General features: G+C 40.7%; 22 protein-coding genes. All 22 read right to left on the bottom strand.

What is annotated here, in order from left to right; genetic code table 11:
* Positions 1-3: 3 nt before the first annotated feature.
* Positions 4-2,775, bottom strand: a complete 2,772-nt coding sequence (locus MKL33_RS18675) for a phage tail protein (RefSeq protein ID WP_270907514.1) — start codon at positions 2,773-2,775, stop codon at positions 4-6.
* Between the two features lie 93 nt (positions 2,776-2,868).
* A complete protein-coding gene (locus tag MKL33_RS18670; RefSeq protein WP_270907513.1) occupies positions 2,869-3,369 on the bottom strand; it encodes a zinc ribbon domain-containing protein in 501 nt (166 codons plus the stop codon).
* A 70-nt stretch (positions 3,370-3,439) separates the two neighbouring features.
* The gene (locus MKL33_RS18665; RefSeq protein ID WP_270907512.1) at positions 3,440-3,667 is read right to left on the bottom strand and encodes a hypothetical protein; all 228 of its coding nucleotides are present in this window, start codon (positions 3,665-3,667) and stop codon (positions 3,440-3,442) included.
* 35 nt (positions 3,668-3,702) lie between these two features.
* Positions 3,703-4,017, bottom strand: coding sequence for a hypothetical protein (locus MKL33_RS18660; RefSeq protein WP_001159813.1), 315 nt, complete (start codon positions 4,015-4,017; stop codon positions 3,703-3,705).
* A gap of 6 nt (positions 4,018-4,023) precedes the next feature.
* A complete protein-coding gene (locus tag MKL33_RS18655) occupies positions 4,024-4,791 on the bottom strand; it encodes a hypothetical protein (protein WP_270907511.1) in 768 nt (255 codons plus the stop codon).
* A 62-nt stretch (positions 4,792-4,853) separates the two neighbouring features.
* Complete coding sequence (locus MKL33_RS18650) at positions 4,854-5,297, bottom strand: hypothetical protein (protein ID WP_000376613.1); 444 nt, start codon at positions 5,295-5,297, stop codon at positions 4,854-4,856.
* Complete coding sequence (locus MKL33_RS18645; protein WP_046127699.1) at positions 5,290-5,772, bottom strand: hypothetical protein; 483 nt, start codon at positions 5,770-5,772, stop codon at positions 5,290-5,292. The genes MKL33_RS18650 and MKL33_RS18645 overlap by 8 nt, the downstream gene beginning before the upstream one ends.
* 7 nt (positions 5,773-5,779) lie before the next feature.
* The gene (locus tag MKL33_RS18640) at positions 5,780-5,971 is read right to left on the bottom strand and encodes a hypothetical protein (protein ID WP_004834521.1); all 192 of its coding nucleotides are present in this window, start codon (positions 5,969-5,971) and stop codon (positions 5,780-5,782) included.
* A 9-nt stretch (positions 5,972-5,980) separates the two neighbouring features.
* Positions 5,981-6,364 (bottom strand): DUF4054 domain-containing protein, encoded by a 384-nt coding sequence (locus MKL33_RS18635; RefSeq protein ID WP_238826511.1) that lies wholly within the window; start codon positions 6,362-6,364, stop codon positions 5,981-5,983.
* A 9-nt stretch (positions 6,365-6,373) separates the two neighbouring features.
* Entirely contained in the window at positions 6,374-6,751 is a 378-nt protein-coding gene (locus tag MKL33_RS18630; protein WP_057054497.1) for a hypothetical protein, read from the bottom strand.
* A gap of 12 nt (positions 6,752-6,763) precedes the next feature.
* Positions 6,764-7,744 (bottom strand): major capsid family protein, encoded by a 981-nt coding sequence (locus tag MKL33_RS18625; RefSeq protein WP_270907510.1) that lies wholly within the window; start codon positions 7,742-7,744, stop codon positions 6,764-6,766.
* A gap of 3 nt (positions 7,745-7,747) precedes the next feature.
* A complete protein-coding gene (locus tag MKL33_RS18620) occupies positions 7,748-8,218 on the bottom strand; it encodes a structural cement protein Gp24 (RefSeq protein ID WP_270907509.1) in 471 nt (156 codons plus the stop codon).
* A gap of 18 nt (positions 8,219-8,236) precedes the next feature.
* The gene (locus tag MKL33_RS18615) at positions 8,237-9,436 is read right to left on the bottom strand and encodes a DUF2213 domain-containing protein (RefSeq protein ID WP_270907508.1); all 1,200 of its coding nucleotides are present in this window, start codon (positions 9,434-9,436) and stop codon (positions 8,237-8,239) included.
* Between the two features lie 60 nt (positions 9,437-9,496).
* Positions 9,497-10,111: a RipA family octameric membrane protein gene (locus MKL33_RS18610; RefSeq protein ID WP_270907507.1), complete on the bottom strand. Its 615-nt coding sequence runs from the start codon at positions 10,109-10,111 to the stop codon at positions 9,497-9,499.
* A gap of 57 nt (positions 10,112-10,168) precedes the next feature.
* A complete protein-coding gene (locus MKL33_RS18605; protein WP_004888044.1) occupies positions 10,169-10,978 on the bottom strand; it encodes a phage head morphogenesis protein in 810 nt (269 codons plus the stop codon).
* A complete protein-coding gene (locus tag MKL33_RS18600; RefSeq protein WP_270907506.1) occupies positions 10,923-12,257 on the bottom strand; it encodes a DUF1073 domain-containing protein in 1,335 nt (444 codons plus the stop codon). Before MKL33_RS18600 ends, MKL33_RS18605 begins: the two co-directional genes overlap by 56 nt.
* A gap of 8 nt (positions 12,258-12,265) precedes the next feature.
* On the bottom strand, positions 12,266-13,792 hold the full coding sequence (terL, locus tag MKL33_RS18595) for a phage terminase large subunit (protein ID WP_216117467.1): 1,527 nt from the start codon (positions 13,790-13,792) through the stop codon (positions 12,266-12,268).
* On the bottom strand, positions 13,770-14,246 hold the full coding sequence (locus tag MKL33_RS18590) for a DUF2280 domain-containing protein (RefSeq protein ID WP_000729394.1): 477 nt from the start codon (positions 14,244-14,246) through the stop codon (positions 13,770-13,772). The genes terL and MKL33_RS18590 overlap by 23 nt, the downstream gene beginning before the upstream one ends.
* 59 nt (positions 14,247-14,305) lie before the next feature.
* Positions 14,306-14,947: a putative metallopeptidase gene (locus tag MKL33_RS18585; protein ID WP_270907505.1), complete on the bottom strand. Its 642-nt coding sequence runs from the start codon at positions 14,945-14,947 to the stop codon at positions 14,306-14,308.
* On the bottom strand, positions 14,916-15,383 hold the full coding sequence (locus tag MKL33_RS18580) for a hypothetical protein (RefSeq protein WP_000378514.1): 468 nt from the start codon (positions 15,381-15,383) through the stop codon (positions 14,916-14,918). Before MKL33_RS18580 ends, MKL33_RS18585 begins: the two co-directional genes overlap by 32 nt.
* Positions 15,384-15,443: 60 nt before the next feature.
* Positions 15,444-15,899, bottom strand: coding sequence for a hypothetical protein (locus tag MKL33_RS18575; protein ID WP_270907426.1), 456 nt, complete (start codon positions 15,897-15,899; stop codon positions 15,444-15,446).
* Positions 15,900-16,561: 662 nt separating this feature from the next.
* Positions 16,562-16,744, bottom strand: a 183-nt coding sequence (locus MKL33_RS18570) for a hypothetical protein (protein ID WP_042889335.1), incomplete at its 5' end; no start/stop codon positions are given.

The raw sequence follows: 16,744 nt of genomic DNA, 5'->3' as shown, positions 1-16,744 counted from the left end.
TCCTTATTTACCAAAATTGCGGTTATAGCCTTTCAAGCTGTTTGCTACAGCTTTACCGTTTTTCTTCAGCCATCGATCAGCACCTTTGGTGTCTACAAATCCAAGATTAAAGTGATACGAATCACCACCAGATGCAGAAGCAGGATCAGCAAACCCAGCATTAGCCATAGATTTACCTAAGGCACGAATGGTATTGGCATGCTGTTTCGGCAATACCATTTCTTCTTCGTGCAATTGCGTCATAGGGTTTACACCAGATGGAATGTCGTAACCGCCTCGAGCAGATTTGATCTTGCCCGCAAGACCAGCAACCAAACCAAAAGCAGCCGCACCAGCACCAACGGCTAAAATTGGACCGACATACGGAATTGCGACCATCGCTTTAAAAGCTCCGGCCATTGCTTCCCAAGCGGACATCATGATGCCTTTGATAGCTTCAGCTGCTTTTAATCCCAATCGAGCTAAACCACCCGCAGCTGTAACACTGGTACGTGTTGCCTCACCTGCGATCGTTGCTCCCGTTTGAGCCGCTTGGCCGGAAGCCTCGGCCGCTGTTTCAGCACCAACGAAACCAAGTTTACGAGCCAACTTAATGGCTTGGATTCTTAGCCATCCTTGCAACTCTTTAGTAGCTGTTTGCAAGGCAAATTGCCCCATGTCAGCCAGAACTGCTTTAGTTGCATTACTCCAAGTCAAGGTACCATTCATAAGAGACTGAATGCCCTGATCCCAAAGGTTAGAAAGTCGAGAAGTAAACCCACCGAACTTAGCTTCAAAGTCTTTCATTTCCGCATCACTGATTAAGCCCATAGACTTAGTGTCAGCAACTTTCTGATCAGTCTCTAAATCAGAAATATTATTAGTGATTTGGTTTTGATTACCTTGTTTGCCAATAATGTTGGTCTGCTCATTTTCCAAAGCCAAACGCTCTAAAAGACCTTGCCGCTTAATTTCGCGTAACTGATCTTCTAGCTGTTTTTCCAATTGAACTTTACGGACATTTGAAATTTTCTTGGCATCAAATTCAGCTTGGATCCGTGCAGCTTCGATTTCATAAAGTCGTTGTGCTTGCTGTTGATAATTGTCGATCTGTTCTTCACGAGCTTTTTTGTATTCCTCAAACTCTTTTAAACGGATAGCAATAATCTTGTCGGATGCATCTTTTTCAGCTTTGACTTTTGCAGCAGCTTTTTCATCGGCAGTCATCTTAGATTTTTCAATTTCATCTAGTGCCTTTTGCAGATCTAAAGCGACCTTCTTTTCTTCGGATGCATATTTATACCGAATATCCGCAAGTGCTTTAGCTGCCTGCTCTGCTTGTCGTACAGCATCGGACTTACCCTGCTTTGCCTTCTCTGATTTACCACCATCAGGATTGAGTGCCTTATTTTGTCCGATACCAGAAGTAACCCCTTTACTGCCACCTCTAGCACCTAATTGTGCATTCTGTATGTCAATCTTTGCCTGAGTTAAACGATCAAAAGAAGGTGTTCCACTAAAGATATTAGAAGCTGAATTAATTGCGACTTTGGTGGTACCAGCAATATCAACCACAGTATCTTTGGTTTCAGTCCAGATTGCCTTAACGCCACCAGCCAGAGCCTTACCTTTAGCCAAGATCCCATCCGCATTTACAAAGTTTACGGCAGTACTTCCAATAGTCCTTAGGTTACTCATAACACCAGACATTAATCGCACAAGATTTTGTAATCCAGCTCCAAGCCCAACAATAACGACTGCCACGCCCTTGGCAACTGAGCCTAATGTCTGAATAACTCCGGTAAATGCTCCACCTTTTGTCGTGCCATTCATAAAATGACTAATTACACCGCTTAAAGCTGGCATCACTGCTTGAGCCAATTGATTTTTTAAGCCGGTGTACTGCATTTGAAGTACTTCAGTTTGAGCCTTTAATTCAATGGATTTTTGAATTGCCTCTTCACCAGTAATAATCCCTGCTTCTTCCATAGCAGACTGGTATTCCTTCCAAAGCTTACCGCCATCTTGCAATATCGGAATTAATCCAGTGAGATCCGAGCCCATGCTCTCAAGATAGAAAGACATTTGCTGCTGGTTGACTCCAGCTTCTTCCAGCTTATCTACATAAGTCTGTAAGGCTTCCACACCATCCATCTTGGACATTTCTTCAGCGAGCTTTTTTGCCCCCTCAGCGCCAGACTCCGTTTTAACGGCGATTTGCTCAAAAAAGTCTTTAGCCCCACCAGATCCTACTGATGCAAATTCACCAATCTTTTCATTGAAGTCTTTCATCATGTCTGAGAGTTTTTCTTGTGAAAAACCTAATGTTTGTGCCGCGCCAGATAATCCCTGAAATGACTGTATCGAGGTATTTGCTAAGGCTGAGAATCTCGCAAGTTCAACATTGTTATTAGCCACTTCAATTGCTAATGTTGCTAAGCCTGCAGTAGCTGCTATGGTCCCACCCACTGCCAGTCCTGCAACTGCTCCAGCCGCAACTAATGCACCACCACGAAGAGCTCCTAATTTGGAAGTAATACCATCAAAAGCAGAACCTAATCGTGACCCACTTAAAGCATCCCCAATCTGTTTATTAAACTCGTCTGCAATTGATTTTGAAACTTCATCAAATTGGCGTTTAATGCCCGAAAGATTAAACTTAAAGTTCACACCTTTAGTAGTATTTTCAATTTTCTTGGCGGAATCTGAAACTATTTTTTCTGCATCTTGCATACCTTCCTTTAACTCGGAAGTTTTAGCACCAACATGCACTTCGACACGGTTATTATTTGCCATACACACCTCATAGGCATAAAAAACCTTGCCGATGCAAGGTAAATTTGAAAAATAAAAAACCCCGTGTGAACGGGGTTATTTTCTAAAGAAAATTTATTGAATTACAACTAAGTCAGTTATTCCACAACCTGACGATGCAGCTTGAGAATGTATAAATCCCATATTAAATTGTTTGACTGTTTTAGTTTCACCAGCTTTAACAATCTCATAAATTACTCGGCTATTGCTGTCGATCTTTGTTTTACTATTAGAATAGTGCTCACACTCTACAGTGATATCTTTAATGTCATATTTACTATTATTTTTGATTTTAAAATCAACCAACATGACACTATCAAAACCACCTTTTGACCAATCATAATCAAGTACAGTATTTTTTAATGCATCTTCTTTAGGTGACAATTCCCTAGTGCTACTTGATGAAGAAGATCTCTCTCCACCACCAGCAATAATGCCAATAATAAATAGAATAACAAATCCTAGAAAGATCCATTTTAATAAGGAGCGTTTTTTAACTTTTGCTCCACAACTTGGACAATTTTTAGCTTGAGTACTAACTTGTGCCCCACACTCTTTACAATTTGTTAAAGCCATTGATTTATCCTTATAAAGTTTAATCAACAAACTTTAACCAACGCTTACAAATAATGCAAACAGGGCAGCCTCAACCACCCTGTTGAAAATTCGACAAAACTTCCAGCATATCGTCCTCGTCATCATCTGAAACGGTGATAGCTTGCGGAGTTTCATCAATTCCCATAAATGCTTCCAAAATACGGCAAAGCCGTTGTATCCCAATATGCGCGGGAGGATTACTTTGCTGATACGCACTTAATGCTCTTAATCTAGGCAGGTCCATTTCATTACGTACATAGTCGTAATCTTTACCCATCGTTAACACTAAATGTGTGTACAGCTCCTCCCAGTTTATTCCCCCGAGCTTTCACCTGCGGGTTTACCTGTATATTCCAAACCGGATGTTTTAGTTACTAGGGCTAAAACTTCTTCCATGTTACCCATATCTAAGAGCTCATCAGAAACATATTCACGGGTAATATCCGGGTAATTCCGTTTTAAACAAACATGAGCCATGTCCACAATTACAGATGCTGGGACATTGTTTGAGCTTAATTGTTCTTGGAAACGCTCAATCGTACCCAATGGTGCTGGAGCAAAAATCCAAGTCTGACCAGCAATTTCTTTACTATTACCACGTGGGTTATCAACTTGCTTAAATTGCATTTGGCATTACTCCGATAAATCGATTTTGAAAACACGGTTAAGATCGTCAGCCATAGGCTGGAATTCAAACTCAGGAATATCGTAATCGTCCTGTTTTGAACTAAACCCAAGTTTGTTACTGGTACAACGGAAGAAATTCATGTGCATGAACTTGCCTTTGTAATCCCGCTGAAGATCTAGGGCAAACTCAGGTGTATAGCCCATATCTAAGTTAGATACTGTGATCGACTTACCACCTGCGACTGTCGCGGAATATCGGAAGCTAATGAATACAATCTTGCCAACATCAGCTGTAGCAAAAGTGTATGCTCCTGAAGCGTTATCAACGCTGTATTCTCCTGTTTTTGGTGCTGAGGCTACACGCTTTAGTGGAATAGCCTTCCCATCTGTAACACCTAAATCCTTAACAAATGTGCCAGCATTTGGAACTACAGGTGTAACCAAGCCGCCTGCTTGGATAGTTTCACCATTGATGGTTTGAGATACTGTCTCGATTCCACCTTCAGCAACAACGCCACCAAAGAAAATAGAATTTAACAGGGTTCCGTTAATTCGCCCGAATGATGCTTTGCCTTTAATTGAGCCTTTACCACGTGCTGCATCTACGGCGAACTGTCCACGGCCAAAGAGTTCTTTTAAATCGAAACTAATATCAACACCAACCGACTGCAATACCCCTACTTCTACAGGTGTAGGGTTGCTAATCGGCTGCCCGAAAACATCTTGAATCGGTGTAGCAAAGATCTTGCCGGCACCAAATAAATATTGAGCCATTTATTTTGACCTCTCTAAAATGACAAAACCGCCATAGAGGCGGTCATAAAATGAATGTTTTGTTAATTGGTTGTGAGGATCCGGATAGGGATAATGGCAATCGCCTGATCATCTAGCATGTTTTCTACTGCTTCATACACTTCTATTGTGCCTTCTATCCAGCAATGCTCAACCAAACCTCCCAAGGTCTGACATTCATTAAAATCTGGATGATCTGGCTGAATAGCTTCACGTACACGATCGATGAATATATTCATCTGCGATGATGGCGGCTTTGTAGTGTCCGATTCATGAATATAGAGATAAACCTCAGCAGCTAGTTCAACTTTTGAATCTAAACCATGTACCGGGACTTCTTGCTGATTGCCTTGTGTAATAAACATGGCTGGGCGCTGTTCTGGTGTTACATGGTTAAAGTGACGTAAACGGCGACTTACCGTAATCAATCCTTCTACCCTTGTGCTTAACCTTTCAAACAATGCCTGATAGATTGCTTCGCTATCCACCTGCTATACCTCGCTCAATTGCTGCATCAATATTTTTCGGCACAATCTTGGCCACGATATCCAGTGAATCACGCATGAACCGCAATTCTCTAAACCGAACATTCCTAGAATGGGCCTTAATATTGACCTGAACAGGTGAAATAGGTCGGCCAAAAGCCTGTTTAATCGTCCTAAGGTGTGCTTTAACACCCAAAGCTCCATTTAGCCCAAATTCATGTGCAGGTGCATAAGGCACCAAAGCACCACCAGCTCCCACGGTTCCCTCTATCGAATCCTTATCCTCATCCACCTTTGATGAAACGGATCCACGTAAGCGGCCAGTCTGAACTTTAAGTCGTTGGCCACTTAACATGTCTTCCTGAACAATCCGCTGTAAGCGCAAAGTAAGAGCGTTAACCGTGCGTCTTATTTCAAACCTAACGCGATTATTCATCTCATCAAAATTGACCTGAGCATCAACACGATAATCGCTCATAACTTAATTACTCTTTAGCAGAGGCTGTCGATTTCTTTGGCTCAACAACTTCAACGTAACGCTCAAAACCTAAGGGTTTTAAAATATGGATAATGTCATCCTCAGATTCTAAAACGCCGTTATTGATATCTAGGTTTTGCCCAGCAATAACAATTTTGCTTGGCTTGTAACCTTCTGGTGCCTGATATTTAAAAGGCATGGGATTCTCCTATACGACAAATGCACCAACGCCTAAACGATTAGGGTTTGTGCCTTCATCATCGATTGGAATGGAATTTTTTAACGCAAGATAGCGCTGGCCATACATGCTGAGATCATAGAAAGCTTCTTTCGATGATCGGGAATAACTCACGCTTTGGCCGGCAATTGTCATACTCGAGGCGGTACCAAAAGCAGCGCCATTGCCGCTTGCGGTACTAACTTTAAGAATATGTGCTGCATATAGACCTACAGCACGTTCCTTTAATGCCCCGAACTCAATTTGAGAGACAACCAGATCCGCCTCTTCTAAAGCATCTTGAATTTTTGCATCTGGCAAAGACATTAAACTCGAATCAGTCGAGAATTTCTGGCGAAACGTTTGTACGTCCATACAATCACCTTATTCTTTAGCTTGAGCCAACTTAGCTTGTAACTGCTCAAGTGTTTCATCATCACTAAACGTTACTTCAAGCTCTGTTAATTCAGCTTTCACGGTGGCCAAAGCAGCTTCTTCTGCAGCTTTTGCCGCATCACCTGCTGCATCGTTTTGTTTACCGCCTTTACCACCACGGCCACCGGTTTTACCACCTGCCTTTGGTTCTTCATCTGGGATTTCCTGAACTTCGAGCTCACCTTTTTCAACGAGTGATTTAAAGGCTTTACCTTTAGATATACGCGTGAGATCCGCAGCACTAACTTTCACAGTTTGACCCTGACCGACCTGAATTCCATCAAAAGAAAAAGCGGCCTGAGAGCCGCTGTAAGTAATTTTTGGCATGTTTAGTAATCCTTATTCAACATCGTAGTAGCGGAGAGAATCGACACGTTTTAAATAGACACCTTCATACATATAGTGTCCCGGTGTACGCATCACATAATTGATAGGTTGAGCTGCCAAGAATTCCAGTTCATTACAACGGAAAGTAATACAGCTCGGATCACGGCGATAAATAATACTGCGGTCAGTACCACCTTCACCTTTACCTTCAAGCATACTTTCAGAAGTGAATGTCAGTGTTTTACCTTGCATTGCAAAGGTGTTCTTTTCCTTAATGTATTCAAGGAACGTTTTACCCGCTGAATCTGGAACGATACGGCTCGCTAGAATAGTGAACTTATTCTCAGGCATCACGAAAGTATCAGGTTGAATACTGCCATCGAACTTAGAGGCATTAGAAGCACCTTTAATTGCCTTATTGATATCGGCAAGAATGACCTCTACTGTGGCAGTCGTATAATCTACCGTAGAAGTAATCACCTCAACACCTGTTTGATTATAGAAGCCTAGCAAACCAGTTTCAGGCTCGCCAAACCAAGCGACATCACTCATGTGATTTTCATAGGCCAATCGAGCTGCTGCAACTTTGTCAGTCGTTAACTGGATATCTGCTTTTAAGGCAGCTGCAGCATCAAAAATACTGATTTCATAACCAATAACACCAGGCTGTACAGTGAGTTTTACTTCATCGTAAACAACCTCTGCTAATGGCACATCATTACCTTGACCTGAGAAGCGCTTACCACGTCCTACACCTCTCTTACGTTGCAAGACACTAGCCGAACCTATAACTGCACCTTCCAATCCTTCAATTGGTAAGTACTTTGCATAAGCTTGGGCTTCAGCAAGTTGCGGTGTCATTTCATCGATTGATTCAAGCTTTAATAATAACTTGGCAAAGTTATCTAAATTAAATGCATCCCCTACAGCGATTTGCACCCCATGTGCAACTGCTGATAGGCGGATTTTCATTTGTTCTAATTGTTTTGACATTGATTATGCTCCACGCAAACGAAGAATAGCTAATCCATCAGGACCAGTGATGGTTTCCCAAGAGGCATTAGGTAGTTCCGTAGAATATAATGCTGAAGAAGAAAGTGAACCAAGTGGCGCTTGGGCAGTAGGGTTCGAAGTACGTACATAAACCTTCGCATTGATATCGATCACTGGAGCTGAAGGCTTCACCCAGATAGAACCGATTTGCATTACAGGTGCACAGTCCTTAGCTTGATAGGCTTCTTTTCCTAAGGCATTTTTTCCAGATTTACCCACGTGCTGAAAAACCACTACACCAAACTTTGTATTGGTTGCCCCAGTTACTGTGCTTACAGTTTTTCCGTCAGCAGATTGGACTACCACTTCGCCGTCACTAACTACGCCTGTACCAGCAACTGGCAAAGATAAAATTTCTTCAGGCATGTGCAGGCGAGCACGCATACCCGGAATAGCTTGAGGGGTTAAAGACATTTGCAGTTCTCCAGTTAATTAGAAACTTTGTTTCCAAGCTTCTTTTTTGTTGTTTGGTTTAGGCTCCCCATCTACTGGTTTACCGTCACCAGTTTTAACTTGCTGTTGCTGGTGAAGAGCATCACCAACAGGATTAGAAGGATGTGTACCCTTCACAGCACAGAGTGCACGGAAAGTTGTGTCGATCTGCTCAGGCTTTGCATCACCTACTGATACGCTACCCATCAAAGCAGTTACTAAAGCATCACCAGCTTTTGCAGCAATAACATCACGCTTGATTTGCTCACATGTACAGCCTTCAGTTTTAACTGTTGGTACCAATGCCTTAGCATCGGCAATAACAGCAGCACGTTCGGCAGCAGCTTGTTCAAGTTTTTCAGGCGTCATCTGGTTCTTTTCCAGATCACCTACTTTTTGCTCAAGAGCAGCTTTTTCGGCATGCAACTGATCTACGACTGCTTGAATTGCTCCAAGCTCATCACCGATAGAAAATTGCTTATCACCAACTTTGAACTTTGCCGACTTTAAATTGTCCAGCTGCTCTTGCTGGATTTTTAATGCATCCGCTAAAGGCGTGTTGTCGCCAATGTTATAGCGCACACCATTTACAATAACTTCCATTGATATATTCCCCTTTGGTGGAGTTTGCTGTTTGTCACCGATGCGGCAATCACCACCACAACGGCCATATTTGACGAGTGCTACGTGATTGCCAATAAAATTGATAAATTTGGCTTGATATGGCGTGCCATCAGGCGCAGTACCCTGCTCAACGATTAATAAGGCTCCATAGCCAAGCGACATTTCTAGCCGTTCGTTGCTTTGGATCAAATCAATGCTGATCTTGTCTTTAATGAGCAAATCACCCACCAGATAATCGCCTTCCTGTCGAACGTTCTCACAATAGCCAATGTGATAATCCTTCCAGTTAGATGCGTTAATTTCATTCTTAGGTGGGTGATAGTCTGTAGCGTCTACACCATTGAAGCTTTGAATAGCCACAGGCTTGAAAAGCTCTTCTGCAGGCGTGTAGACATTAATGATTTGATCTGCTGTATAACCTTCCAGTGAAGGAAACTCATACGCATAGTACTGACGTACTTGAGGCGCTTTAGCTAAACGAACATTGACGCATTTCAGATACCCCTCTTTGGTAAATGAGCGTGTCGATTCGCTTGGCGCAAAGTCACCAATTTTGAATTGGTAAATGGTTTTCATAAATTGCGCTCAATAAAAAACCCACCAAATGGTGGGTTTAAATATTTTTTAAATGGTTACTTATCTTTGGCTAGGAGTCTTTTCAAAAAAATGACCATCTATAAGTTGACTTAAATCTATTGAAGTACTAATAACACTCCAATCTATCGTATTAAGAAATAAAACAATCCAAGTTATCATTAAAACAAGCCCGCTTCTGATAGGTACTCGACTAACAGAGTATTTTCTTAGTATCAGGATATTGATTATTGAGTCGATAAAACCCGAATGTTTATTAATCTTGGCTATTACTTTATTACTTTGCTCCTTATGATTTCCTTCATGATCAAGGTCGAAGAGAGAAATAAAATTATCAGCTCCAATGGCACTTTTTAATTGATCTTCAATTTCACTAGTTTTCAGTTCCCACCATTCTTGCCAATATTTAGCGCCTGCTGCTACCCCAATTTGATGCCACGAAATAAATATTCCAGCGAAACAAATTACAAATTCAACAAAGGGTTTGCTAGCTTGATTACTAAAAACCGCAGCAAGTAATACACCTTGAAATAACATAAAAAAATTATTTCTATTAATTAGCTGATGGATTTCAAAATTTCTTGTATCAATTGCTAGTTTGTATACAGCTTTGAGTTCGGAATATTTCTCATTAGTTTCTTTTTTATCTTCATTCATAATAACTAAACTCTTAATTAACTAAATAAATCATATAGATAATTTTAAATATTACAACTAAATCAAGATATCCTCATAATTAGGCAATGCCGTGCAACGACATCGGATAGGCTGACCGGGATGTCCACCGTCTGGCGGTGAATCCCATCTAAATGTCTTGCCCTGTTTATGTTGATGATCTGGCCTTACACGCTCATCTTTCGCCGTTTGCCATGTGTATGTCTCGACACCCATCGAAAGCTGTCTAGCACGGTTAATTTGGCCGTTAATCTTGCCCATCTGGTCACTAGCAATAAGACGTGCACGATAATCAGTAGATAACCCTAATTGCTTAATAGCTTTGGCCAACTCTTCATTGGTTTGTCCAGTCTGCAAAGCATTAGTAATTAGTACCTCAAGCTTATCGGCGTATTGCTGCGGAATAGACTTAATCAAACTGACATTAACCGTAATGTTTAGATCTACCTCATCCTGAATATCAGCAGCTCGATAGAATGGCGTAAGATCCACACCAATAATTGTTTTGGTGTGCTCTGCAATTTGCTTGTCCACTTCCTTTTGGGTGTCAGTCACAACCTTTGTGGCCAACGGTCGAGAAATCTCAACAACATACTTTGTGAGCTTTTCCCTAAAGGCCGTCATCATGTCCGAGAACCATGCATCTCCGATGTTCTGGCCTACTGTAGGAATAACTAATTCCTTAGTTTGTTCCTGACAATATTTTGAGATAGCCAGTAATTGCCGCGTGTAATAAAGCTCTACACGGCGGTTTACGTGCACGGCTCTCGGCTTAGAAGCTTTACGACCTTTTTTACGTTTCTTCGCCTGCTGGAGGTGGGGTTTCAGGATCTGAATTATCGTTGTCATTAAGCTTCACCATTGTCTCAAGCTCTTTGATATGTTTTTCATCAATCACTGAATAAACACCATCAATAACAAGCTGTTTTGCTATCTGTGGCTCTGTGATGATGCCCATTTCTAAATACTTGGAATCCCGTTCAGCGTTAGCTTTCTCAACTTCAGAGCGGACCTTAGCGTCTAATTGCCATAGAGGATTGAACACAACATCTAAGCTTGGAATCTGACGACCAAATGTGGCTTGAACAATTACTCTTAAAAGCTTCATCATGAATGGCTTTAAGGACCATATTTGCTTAGTTGCAATACTGTCGTAATAGTTCCGTGTGTCATGCTCGCCTGTTGCATTCATCCCTGCAGGTGATTGACCGAATAAAATCGTATAAGGCATATCAGCAGCCCCAGCTGCTTGAATAGAGAATTCACGCATTAGATCCGGCAAACCACCAAAGCTATAAGACTTTGAATCGTATTCCTCGTCTTTATCCAAGACGAGCATTCCGTTTAAACCCTTTAGCAATCCGACACTGAAAAAACGTTCAACTACGGATTTCATGTCCTCCTTGATCTTATCGACCAAGTCGGGGGTTCTAATCACGTCAATTTTTGATTCATGCACTAGACTTGCTGAGGCTTTCTTAACGGCGGCATGATCAAGCAGATCTTCATAAACTTCCTGTAAAACACTTACAGGCTCTTCATTGACCACATCTGCATGACCAAATTTAATTAAACGAGTGTGGTGGATCCGTTGGTTAGACTTTCCATCGAGCTTAAGCTTGTAAAATTCAGGTTGCTTTAAAAGTCCGCCTGCTTCTTTAGGCGATAAGTATTTACTGGTATCGGCTTCAATCTGCTTTTTCTTAAGTACCGTGAAAAACTCTAAACGACCAATGCCTAACTTGTTTAAATCAAACGGTTGATCTAAGTCACCGCCGTCCACAGTCCCTAGAAGCACATAGCAAACGCCATATAAGCGAGAAAGGACCAAACTAGATAAGAGCACCCCATCTAAGTTAAATGCCTTACATGCCTCTTTAAGCTTCAATAAATCGTTGTCTAGAATCCCTTCAAAAAACCATCCAGCTCGGAGCATGTCACTTGCTGGGCGGTTGACGATGCGCTTAGCTAACCAGTGTTGATAAACGGCTTCTAATTGCTCATCAGGAATTACTTTCTTTACGAAAGAACCGTGTGAGGCTTTGTCACGTTCGGTACCAATATTTGAGACAAAGTTTGTGTACGCCCCTGCATCGCCAATTGCATCGGGCTTTTTAGTTTCAGCCATAATTTCCTCTAATCAAATACAGTTGGCTTTTTGGCTAATGAATCATTAATTGCATCAATGGTCGGGTCCCACTGGTCGTCATGATCATGTGACCAATCAGCAGTAAGGCCTTCAATCTCTTCAATGTAGTTCAATAGCCACGGTGCATTAGCTGGTAACCAGACACGGCGTTCTTCAACATAAAGAATGACGTCCATTGTCCTTGAGAGTTTGTCAGTACTTCGCTGAATCGCACGTATTGGTAAAGTGGTCTGCTTAGATATGGACTGAATTAAACCGGTACCACTCGCCTTATCCTCTACAGCCATATAACGAAGCTTGCCGATCTTTGTGTTACTGTCCTTATGTTTATTGATAAAAGCTTTTGCTTCTTTCAATAGCTCGGGTGCTTCCCATTTGCCACGCTTCACGTCAATGATATAAAGGTTATTGTCATAGCCAAGTCCTGCACATAAGAACACTGAAAAGTCATTATGCTCTTTAGTCTTCTGAGCCGTGTCGGCCCATATTGCACGCCATTTAAGAACAGGTAGCTCTAGATAACGTGGGAACCATTCAGCCTTAACCAGATCACCACCCAGCTTTTTAGGGTTTTGCATGTATTGGCTTGCAAATGTGTAGCGTGACACTGTGGCGCCGTCTTTATCTTCCCCGCCTTTCTCCAGCTGCAGCAATGAAAGTAAAGATTCTTTTAATGGCCAATAGCTTTGACGGCCTTTCTCATCACGTTCAACATCACGTGGAATTTTGCGCTGTATGTGCTCTGGTAGCTTACTGATGTACTCATCATCAATAAGTGCGGGAATACTGATTTGTTCCCACTCACCAGGTACATTACCTGTCATCACAAAGTTAGTCGGATCTTCAACGTGCAAACGCTGCATGATCAGAATAATTGGCGTATCAGATTTAGCTTTACGCGAGTTGACCGTATTTAGGATCTTACGGTTAGCTTTACGTCTAGCGGTCTGGCTAAATGCATCCTCAGGCTTTAATGGGTCATCAAGAATAATGGCACCGGTAAAGCCCTCATTAGCTAATGTACCAGCACGGCGACCCGTGACCTGCCCACCCATTGATGCAGAATAAACATGACCAGCATCGTAACCATCTACTGTTGTTTTCCAGCTAGACTTAGCATCCGTACTGGTAGAAATCTTTACTGGCCATAAACTCTGAAAGTCTTCTGACTTAACAATGTTCCTTGCTGTTGCAGATACATCCTCTACAAGTGATTGCGAGAAAGACAAATACAAAAAGCGCGAACGAGGATTACGAGCTATACCACGGGCAATAAGATTTGTGAGTAGTTCAGTCTTACCGCTTCCGGGTGGAACGTTAATAACTAGGTTTTTAACCTTGCCAGCTATAACCTCATCAATCTTGTCGGCAATATATTCATGATGCCAATTGACCGAAAACTTAAAACCCATGCGAGGCAAGAAAAATGCTCGTGTGAAAAATAAATGTTCTTTCTCACATTTGATCCGCTTAGCTTTGGTTTTAACAGGATCAATATTCGTTCTCGAGTTCATCTATCGCCTGCCTTACCTGCTCATCGGTAGCAGTCACATAGGTAATGTTTTCGCTTTGTAATGGACCGCCGCCAGCGCCTGTAATTTCAGTCTTATTCGTGTACTTGCCGCCTATGTCCTCAGCAGCTTGCTTAAGAATGCTTAAAGCTGCTACACGGTTTCTACTGTGCTTTTGATATTGGCTTTCATATCGCTGTAAACGCACCGCTAAGTTTGCAATTGGGATTGCCTCAGGCTTACCCAAAAACATTTCGCGAGTCTTTTCAAAATCTTTTCTTAATTCTTCACTCAGGTTCTCGCCTGCCCGTTTTGTCGGATCGTATTTCTCACACTGCTGTTTAGTAACTTTTATCCCGTATTCTTGGTTGACGAGTTCAGCAGTTTCTGTGGGTGTATTAAATACGGCAAGTGAACGAACTATAAAGAGTTTTACCTCTTTTTTTAGAGCCGCCATATCCTCAATCCTGTCAACCTACGTCAACCTAAATAGCCAAAAAAAAAGAGCCTCAAGGCTCAGGTAATTACGCAGTTTCCACAACATTTCGAAATATCTAAATCAGAAACAAACGGCGGATTTTTAGCGACCTCAATTAATCGCTTAACGTTTTCATTTGCACCCCAGCGTTTAACAACACCGATGAACTCTTCCACATCGTGACCAGCTAAATAGTGCTTTGGTAAGCCAGTATGATCACTGTAAATAATCTCACCGTCCGAGTCTCGTTCTACACCAATGTGATAAAGCTCATGTTCAAGCAAAGCACAGAACTCGCTATCGTTTGCACGCTCACAGAAAGAAGCGTCGACAGTTATTAAGTATGTTGGCACAAAGCCGAACCAGTCACGCATCTGTTGCTCTTGTCTAGCTTTACGCCAGCCACCAACATTGAACATGACTTTTTCGCACTGGCCTAACACCATAGCTTGCTTGCTTTTATATGCAGAAGAGGCCCAAGCAAATGCTAAAAATTCTTCATTGTCATGAAGCATCTCAGCGATATGGTCGTGATCTGGATTATGTAAAGGTCCACCCAGCGTAAGAAAATTAGCAACTACCCATAGTTTTAAATCAGGTGCAGGTATTAAACGGAGTGCTTCCTCTTCTTCGGCCTGATCCATAAAATCAGTTGGAGGAAATGGTCTGATCTGATCCATTAAATATTTGCCTCTTTAAATTTTTAAGCCATTGGCTTGCGAAATGAGCTTGGATCTGTAATGGACCAGATTCATTAATCTTAAATCTTGGTGCTGCCTCTAACCGAACAACGGTATATCCCATTGATTCAGCAACATCGTAACGGTCCATACTCCACGCCTTTGTTGCCAGCTTGCCCTTACGTCCACCTGACCAGGGACCGCCAGCAATTTCAACTAAAATACGATGTTCAATTAAATGAAAATCAAAACGCCAATGCTTTGTTGATTTAAACTGGAATTTCTTTTCGTATTTAATTTCCAGATTGTCTAAAGCTTCAGTAAATTCTTCCTCTGCCTCTAAGTACTTTTGAGTAGCTTTAGGTAGCGGTCTGGATTTAGGCTTGGTTTTAGGTTCTTTTTTCCGAGTAAGCCAAAAGTATTCTGTAGAATCCATTATTCTCACCCATAAAAAAACCGCCCTAAGGCGGTGGCTAAACTCACAGGCAATATAGTATTACTTCTTAAAAGTTGCCTTATAAAGCTTTGAATTAAAGTAATCCGTAATTTCTTTACCTTCGGTTTGAATTTTTTCCTCATTTAAAGGTAAAAAATCTAATTCAGATTTCAAGCCCATATACTCTGGAATAAATTTCTTTATAGGCGGAGGTGGTTTAGGTCCACCTTCTGTGATTTTTTCGATAAATCCAGCTAACCATAAAATATACTCACCTTCTGAATTATGAGGAGGAATCAAACTCACATCTATTTTTACTTTACATTCATCTAAGTGTTTACTAAACAATTCAACAAAATCAATAAAATTATATTTTAATTTAAATTCTGTTCCCTCAATTTCTCTGCGTATACATGTCATAAGTAAGTTCATATTTTCAATACAGTCATGTGAAAACAATTCCTCATCTTTAATTTTGTTATAAATATTTTCCGCAAACATGAGACACTGTGGCATTTCAGCAGCTCCTCATTTTTATAAAGTATTTTTCTTAAGGTAGTCCTATTATAACAATGTTGCAACAAGAAATTTTCCATTTTTAGTTTAAGGAAATTTTAAAAATTATAAAAACGATTATATTCAATAAATTAGTACGAATAAAAGCTATGGAAGTTTGATTTTTCTATTGAGCTTTAAAATGGATTATTGTGTTTAAATTATCAATTTAAAAAGCTTGCCTAGTAGGCAAGCTCCCCCTTTTTTGATATTTGCGCTGATCAATAAGGTTTAGTGTTACTTAAAGCAACACACTGATAATACAGAAATAATTAAAAATAAAAAAGCCCACTTCCTATTTTTATTCAGAAATGGACTTAGCGAAAAAAACGCTTAAACATGAAATAGGAAATATCTATTCGGAAATATTTCCAACTTCATATTGGCATAATATTTAAGCACTAGCAATAGGGATTGAATTAAAAATATCAAATATTCATATTTAAATAGATAAAGATTTCTTTTTTTAAATGGTTTTATTTTTAGTCTATATAATTTTTTTACTTATCAAGACTTATAAAGAATATGTGCCCATCAATAGGTAATACTTAATAAGGTCTTATGTGTAGTAACCATTAGGCTCTAGAGAGTAAGAACTCAAACTGACTAAAAATAAAAAATAATTAATTTTCAATATTAATGATCATATACTGCAAAGTTATGTATATTCCAACTTCTCCATTGTTGAGTGCCTCATATAAGTCTTCATCAACGAAATCTCCAGATTCATCATATAGCCATTTATGAATTTGAATAATTTGTATATTCCCTTTTTTGTCTATTCTTGCTATTGGGTCTATTACGGA

It is taken from the genome of Acinetobacter sp. AOR43_HL (assembly GCF_027854635.1).
Taxonomy (GTDB): domain Bacteria; phylum Pseudomonadota; class Gammaproteobacteria; order Pseudomonadales; family Moraxellaceae; genus Acinetobacter; species Acinetobacter pittii.
Note: the sequence above shows the minus strand (reverse complement) of the source record. Positions and strands in the feature narration are given on the sequence as shown.

Bases quoted from the DNA above. Each gene is read 5' to 3' on its own strand.
- MKL33_RS18675 (WP_270907514.1), bottom strand. From the start codon at position 2,775: ATGGCAAATAATAACCGTGTCGAAGTGCATGTTGGTGCTAAAACTTCC.
- MKL33_RS18670 (WP_270907513.1), bottom strand. From the start codon at position 3,369: ATGGCTTTAACAAATTGTAAAGAGTGTGGGGCACAAGTTAGTACTCAA.
- MKL33_RS18665 (WP_270907512.1), bottom strand. From the start codon at position 3,667: ATGGGTAAAGATTACGACTATGTACGTAATGAAATGGACCTGCCTAGA.
- MKL33_RS18660 (WP_001159813.1), bottom strand. From the start codon at position 4,017: ATGCAATTTAAGCAAGTTGATAACCCACGTGGTAATAGTAAAGAAATT.
- MKL33_RS18655 (WP_270907511.1), bottom strand. From the start codon at position 4,791: ATGGCTCAATATTTATTTGGTGCCGGCAAGATCTTTGCTACACCGATT.
- MKL33_RS18645 (WP_046127699.1), bottom strand. From the start codon at position 5,772: ATGAGCGATTATCGTGTTGATGCTCAGGTCAATTTTGATGAGATGAAT.
- MKL33_RS18640 (WP_004834521.1), bottom strand. From the start codon at position 5,971: ATGCCTTTTAAATATCAGGCACCAGAAGGTTACAAGCCAAGCAAAATT.
- MKL33_RS18635 (WP_238826511.1), bottom strand. From the start codon at position 6,364: ATGGACGTACAAACGTTTCGCCAGAAATTCTCGACTGATTCGAGTTTA.
- MKL33_RS18630 (WP_057054497.1), bottom strand. From the start codon at position 6,751: ATGCCAAAAATTACTTACAGCGGCTCTCAGGCCGCTTTTTCTTTTGAT.
- MKL33_RS18625 (WP_270907510.1), bottom strand. From the start codon at position 7,744: ATGTCAAAACAATTAGAACAAATGAAAATCCGCCTATCAGCAGTTGCA.
- MKL33_RS18620 (WP_270907509.1), bottom strand. From the start codon at position 8,218: ATGTCTTTAACCCCTCAAGCTATTCCGGGTATGCGTGCTCGCCTGCAC.
- MKL33_RS18615 (WP_270907508.1), bottom strand. From the start codon at position 9,436: ATGAAAACCATTTACCAATTCAAAATTGGTGACTTTGCGCCAAGCGAA.
- MKL33_RS18610 (WP_270907507.1), bottom strand. From the start codon at position 10,111: ATGAATGAAGATAAAAAAGAAACTAATGAGAAATATTCCGAACTCAAA.
- MKL33_RS18605 (WP_004888044.1), bottom strand. From the start codon at position 10,978: ATGACAACGATAATTCAGATCCTGAAACCCCACCTCCAGCAGGCGAAG.
- MKL33_RS18600 (WP_270907506.1), bottom strand. From the start codon at position 12,257: ATGGCTGAAACTAAAAAGCCCGATGCAATTGGCGATGCAGGGGCGTAC.
- terL (WP_216117467.1), bottom strand. From the start codon at position 13,792: ATGAACTCGAGAACGAATATTGATCCTGTTAAAACCAAAGCTAAGCGG.
- MKL33_RS18590 (WP_000729394.1), bottom strand. From the start codon at position 14,246: ATGGCGGCTCTAAAAAAAGAGGTAAAACTCTTTATAGTTCGTTCACTT.
- MKL33_RS18585 (WP_270907505.1), bottom strand. From the start codon at position 14,947: ATGGATCAGATCAGACCATTTCCTCCAACTGATTTTATGGATCAGGCC.
- MKL33_RS18580 (WP_000378514.1), bottom strand. From the start codon at position 15,383: ATGGATTCTACAGAATACTTTTGGCTTACTCGGAAAAAAGAACCTAAA.
- MKL33_RS18575 (WP_270907426.1), bottom strand. From the start codon at position 15,899: ATGCCACAGTGTCTCATGTTTGCGGAAAATATTTATAACAAAATTAAA.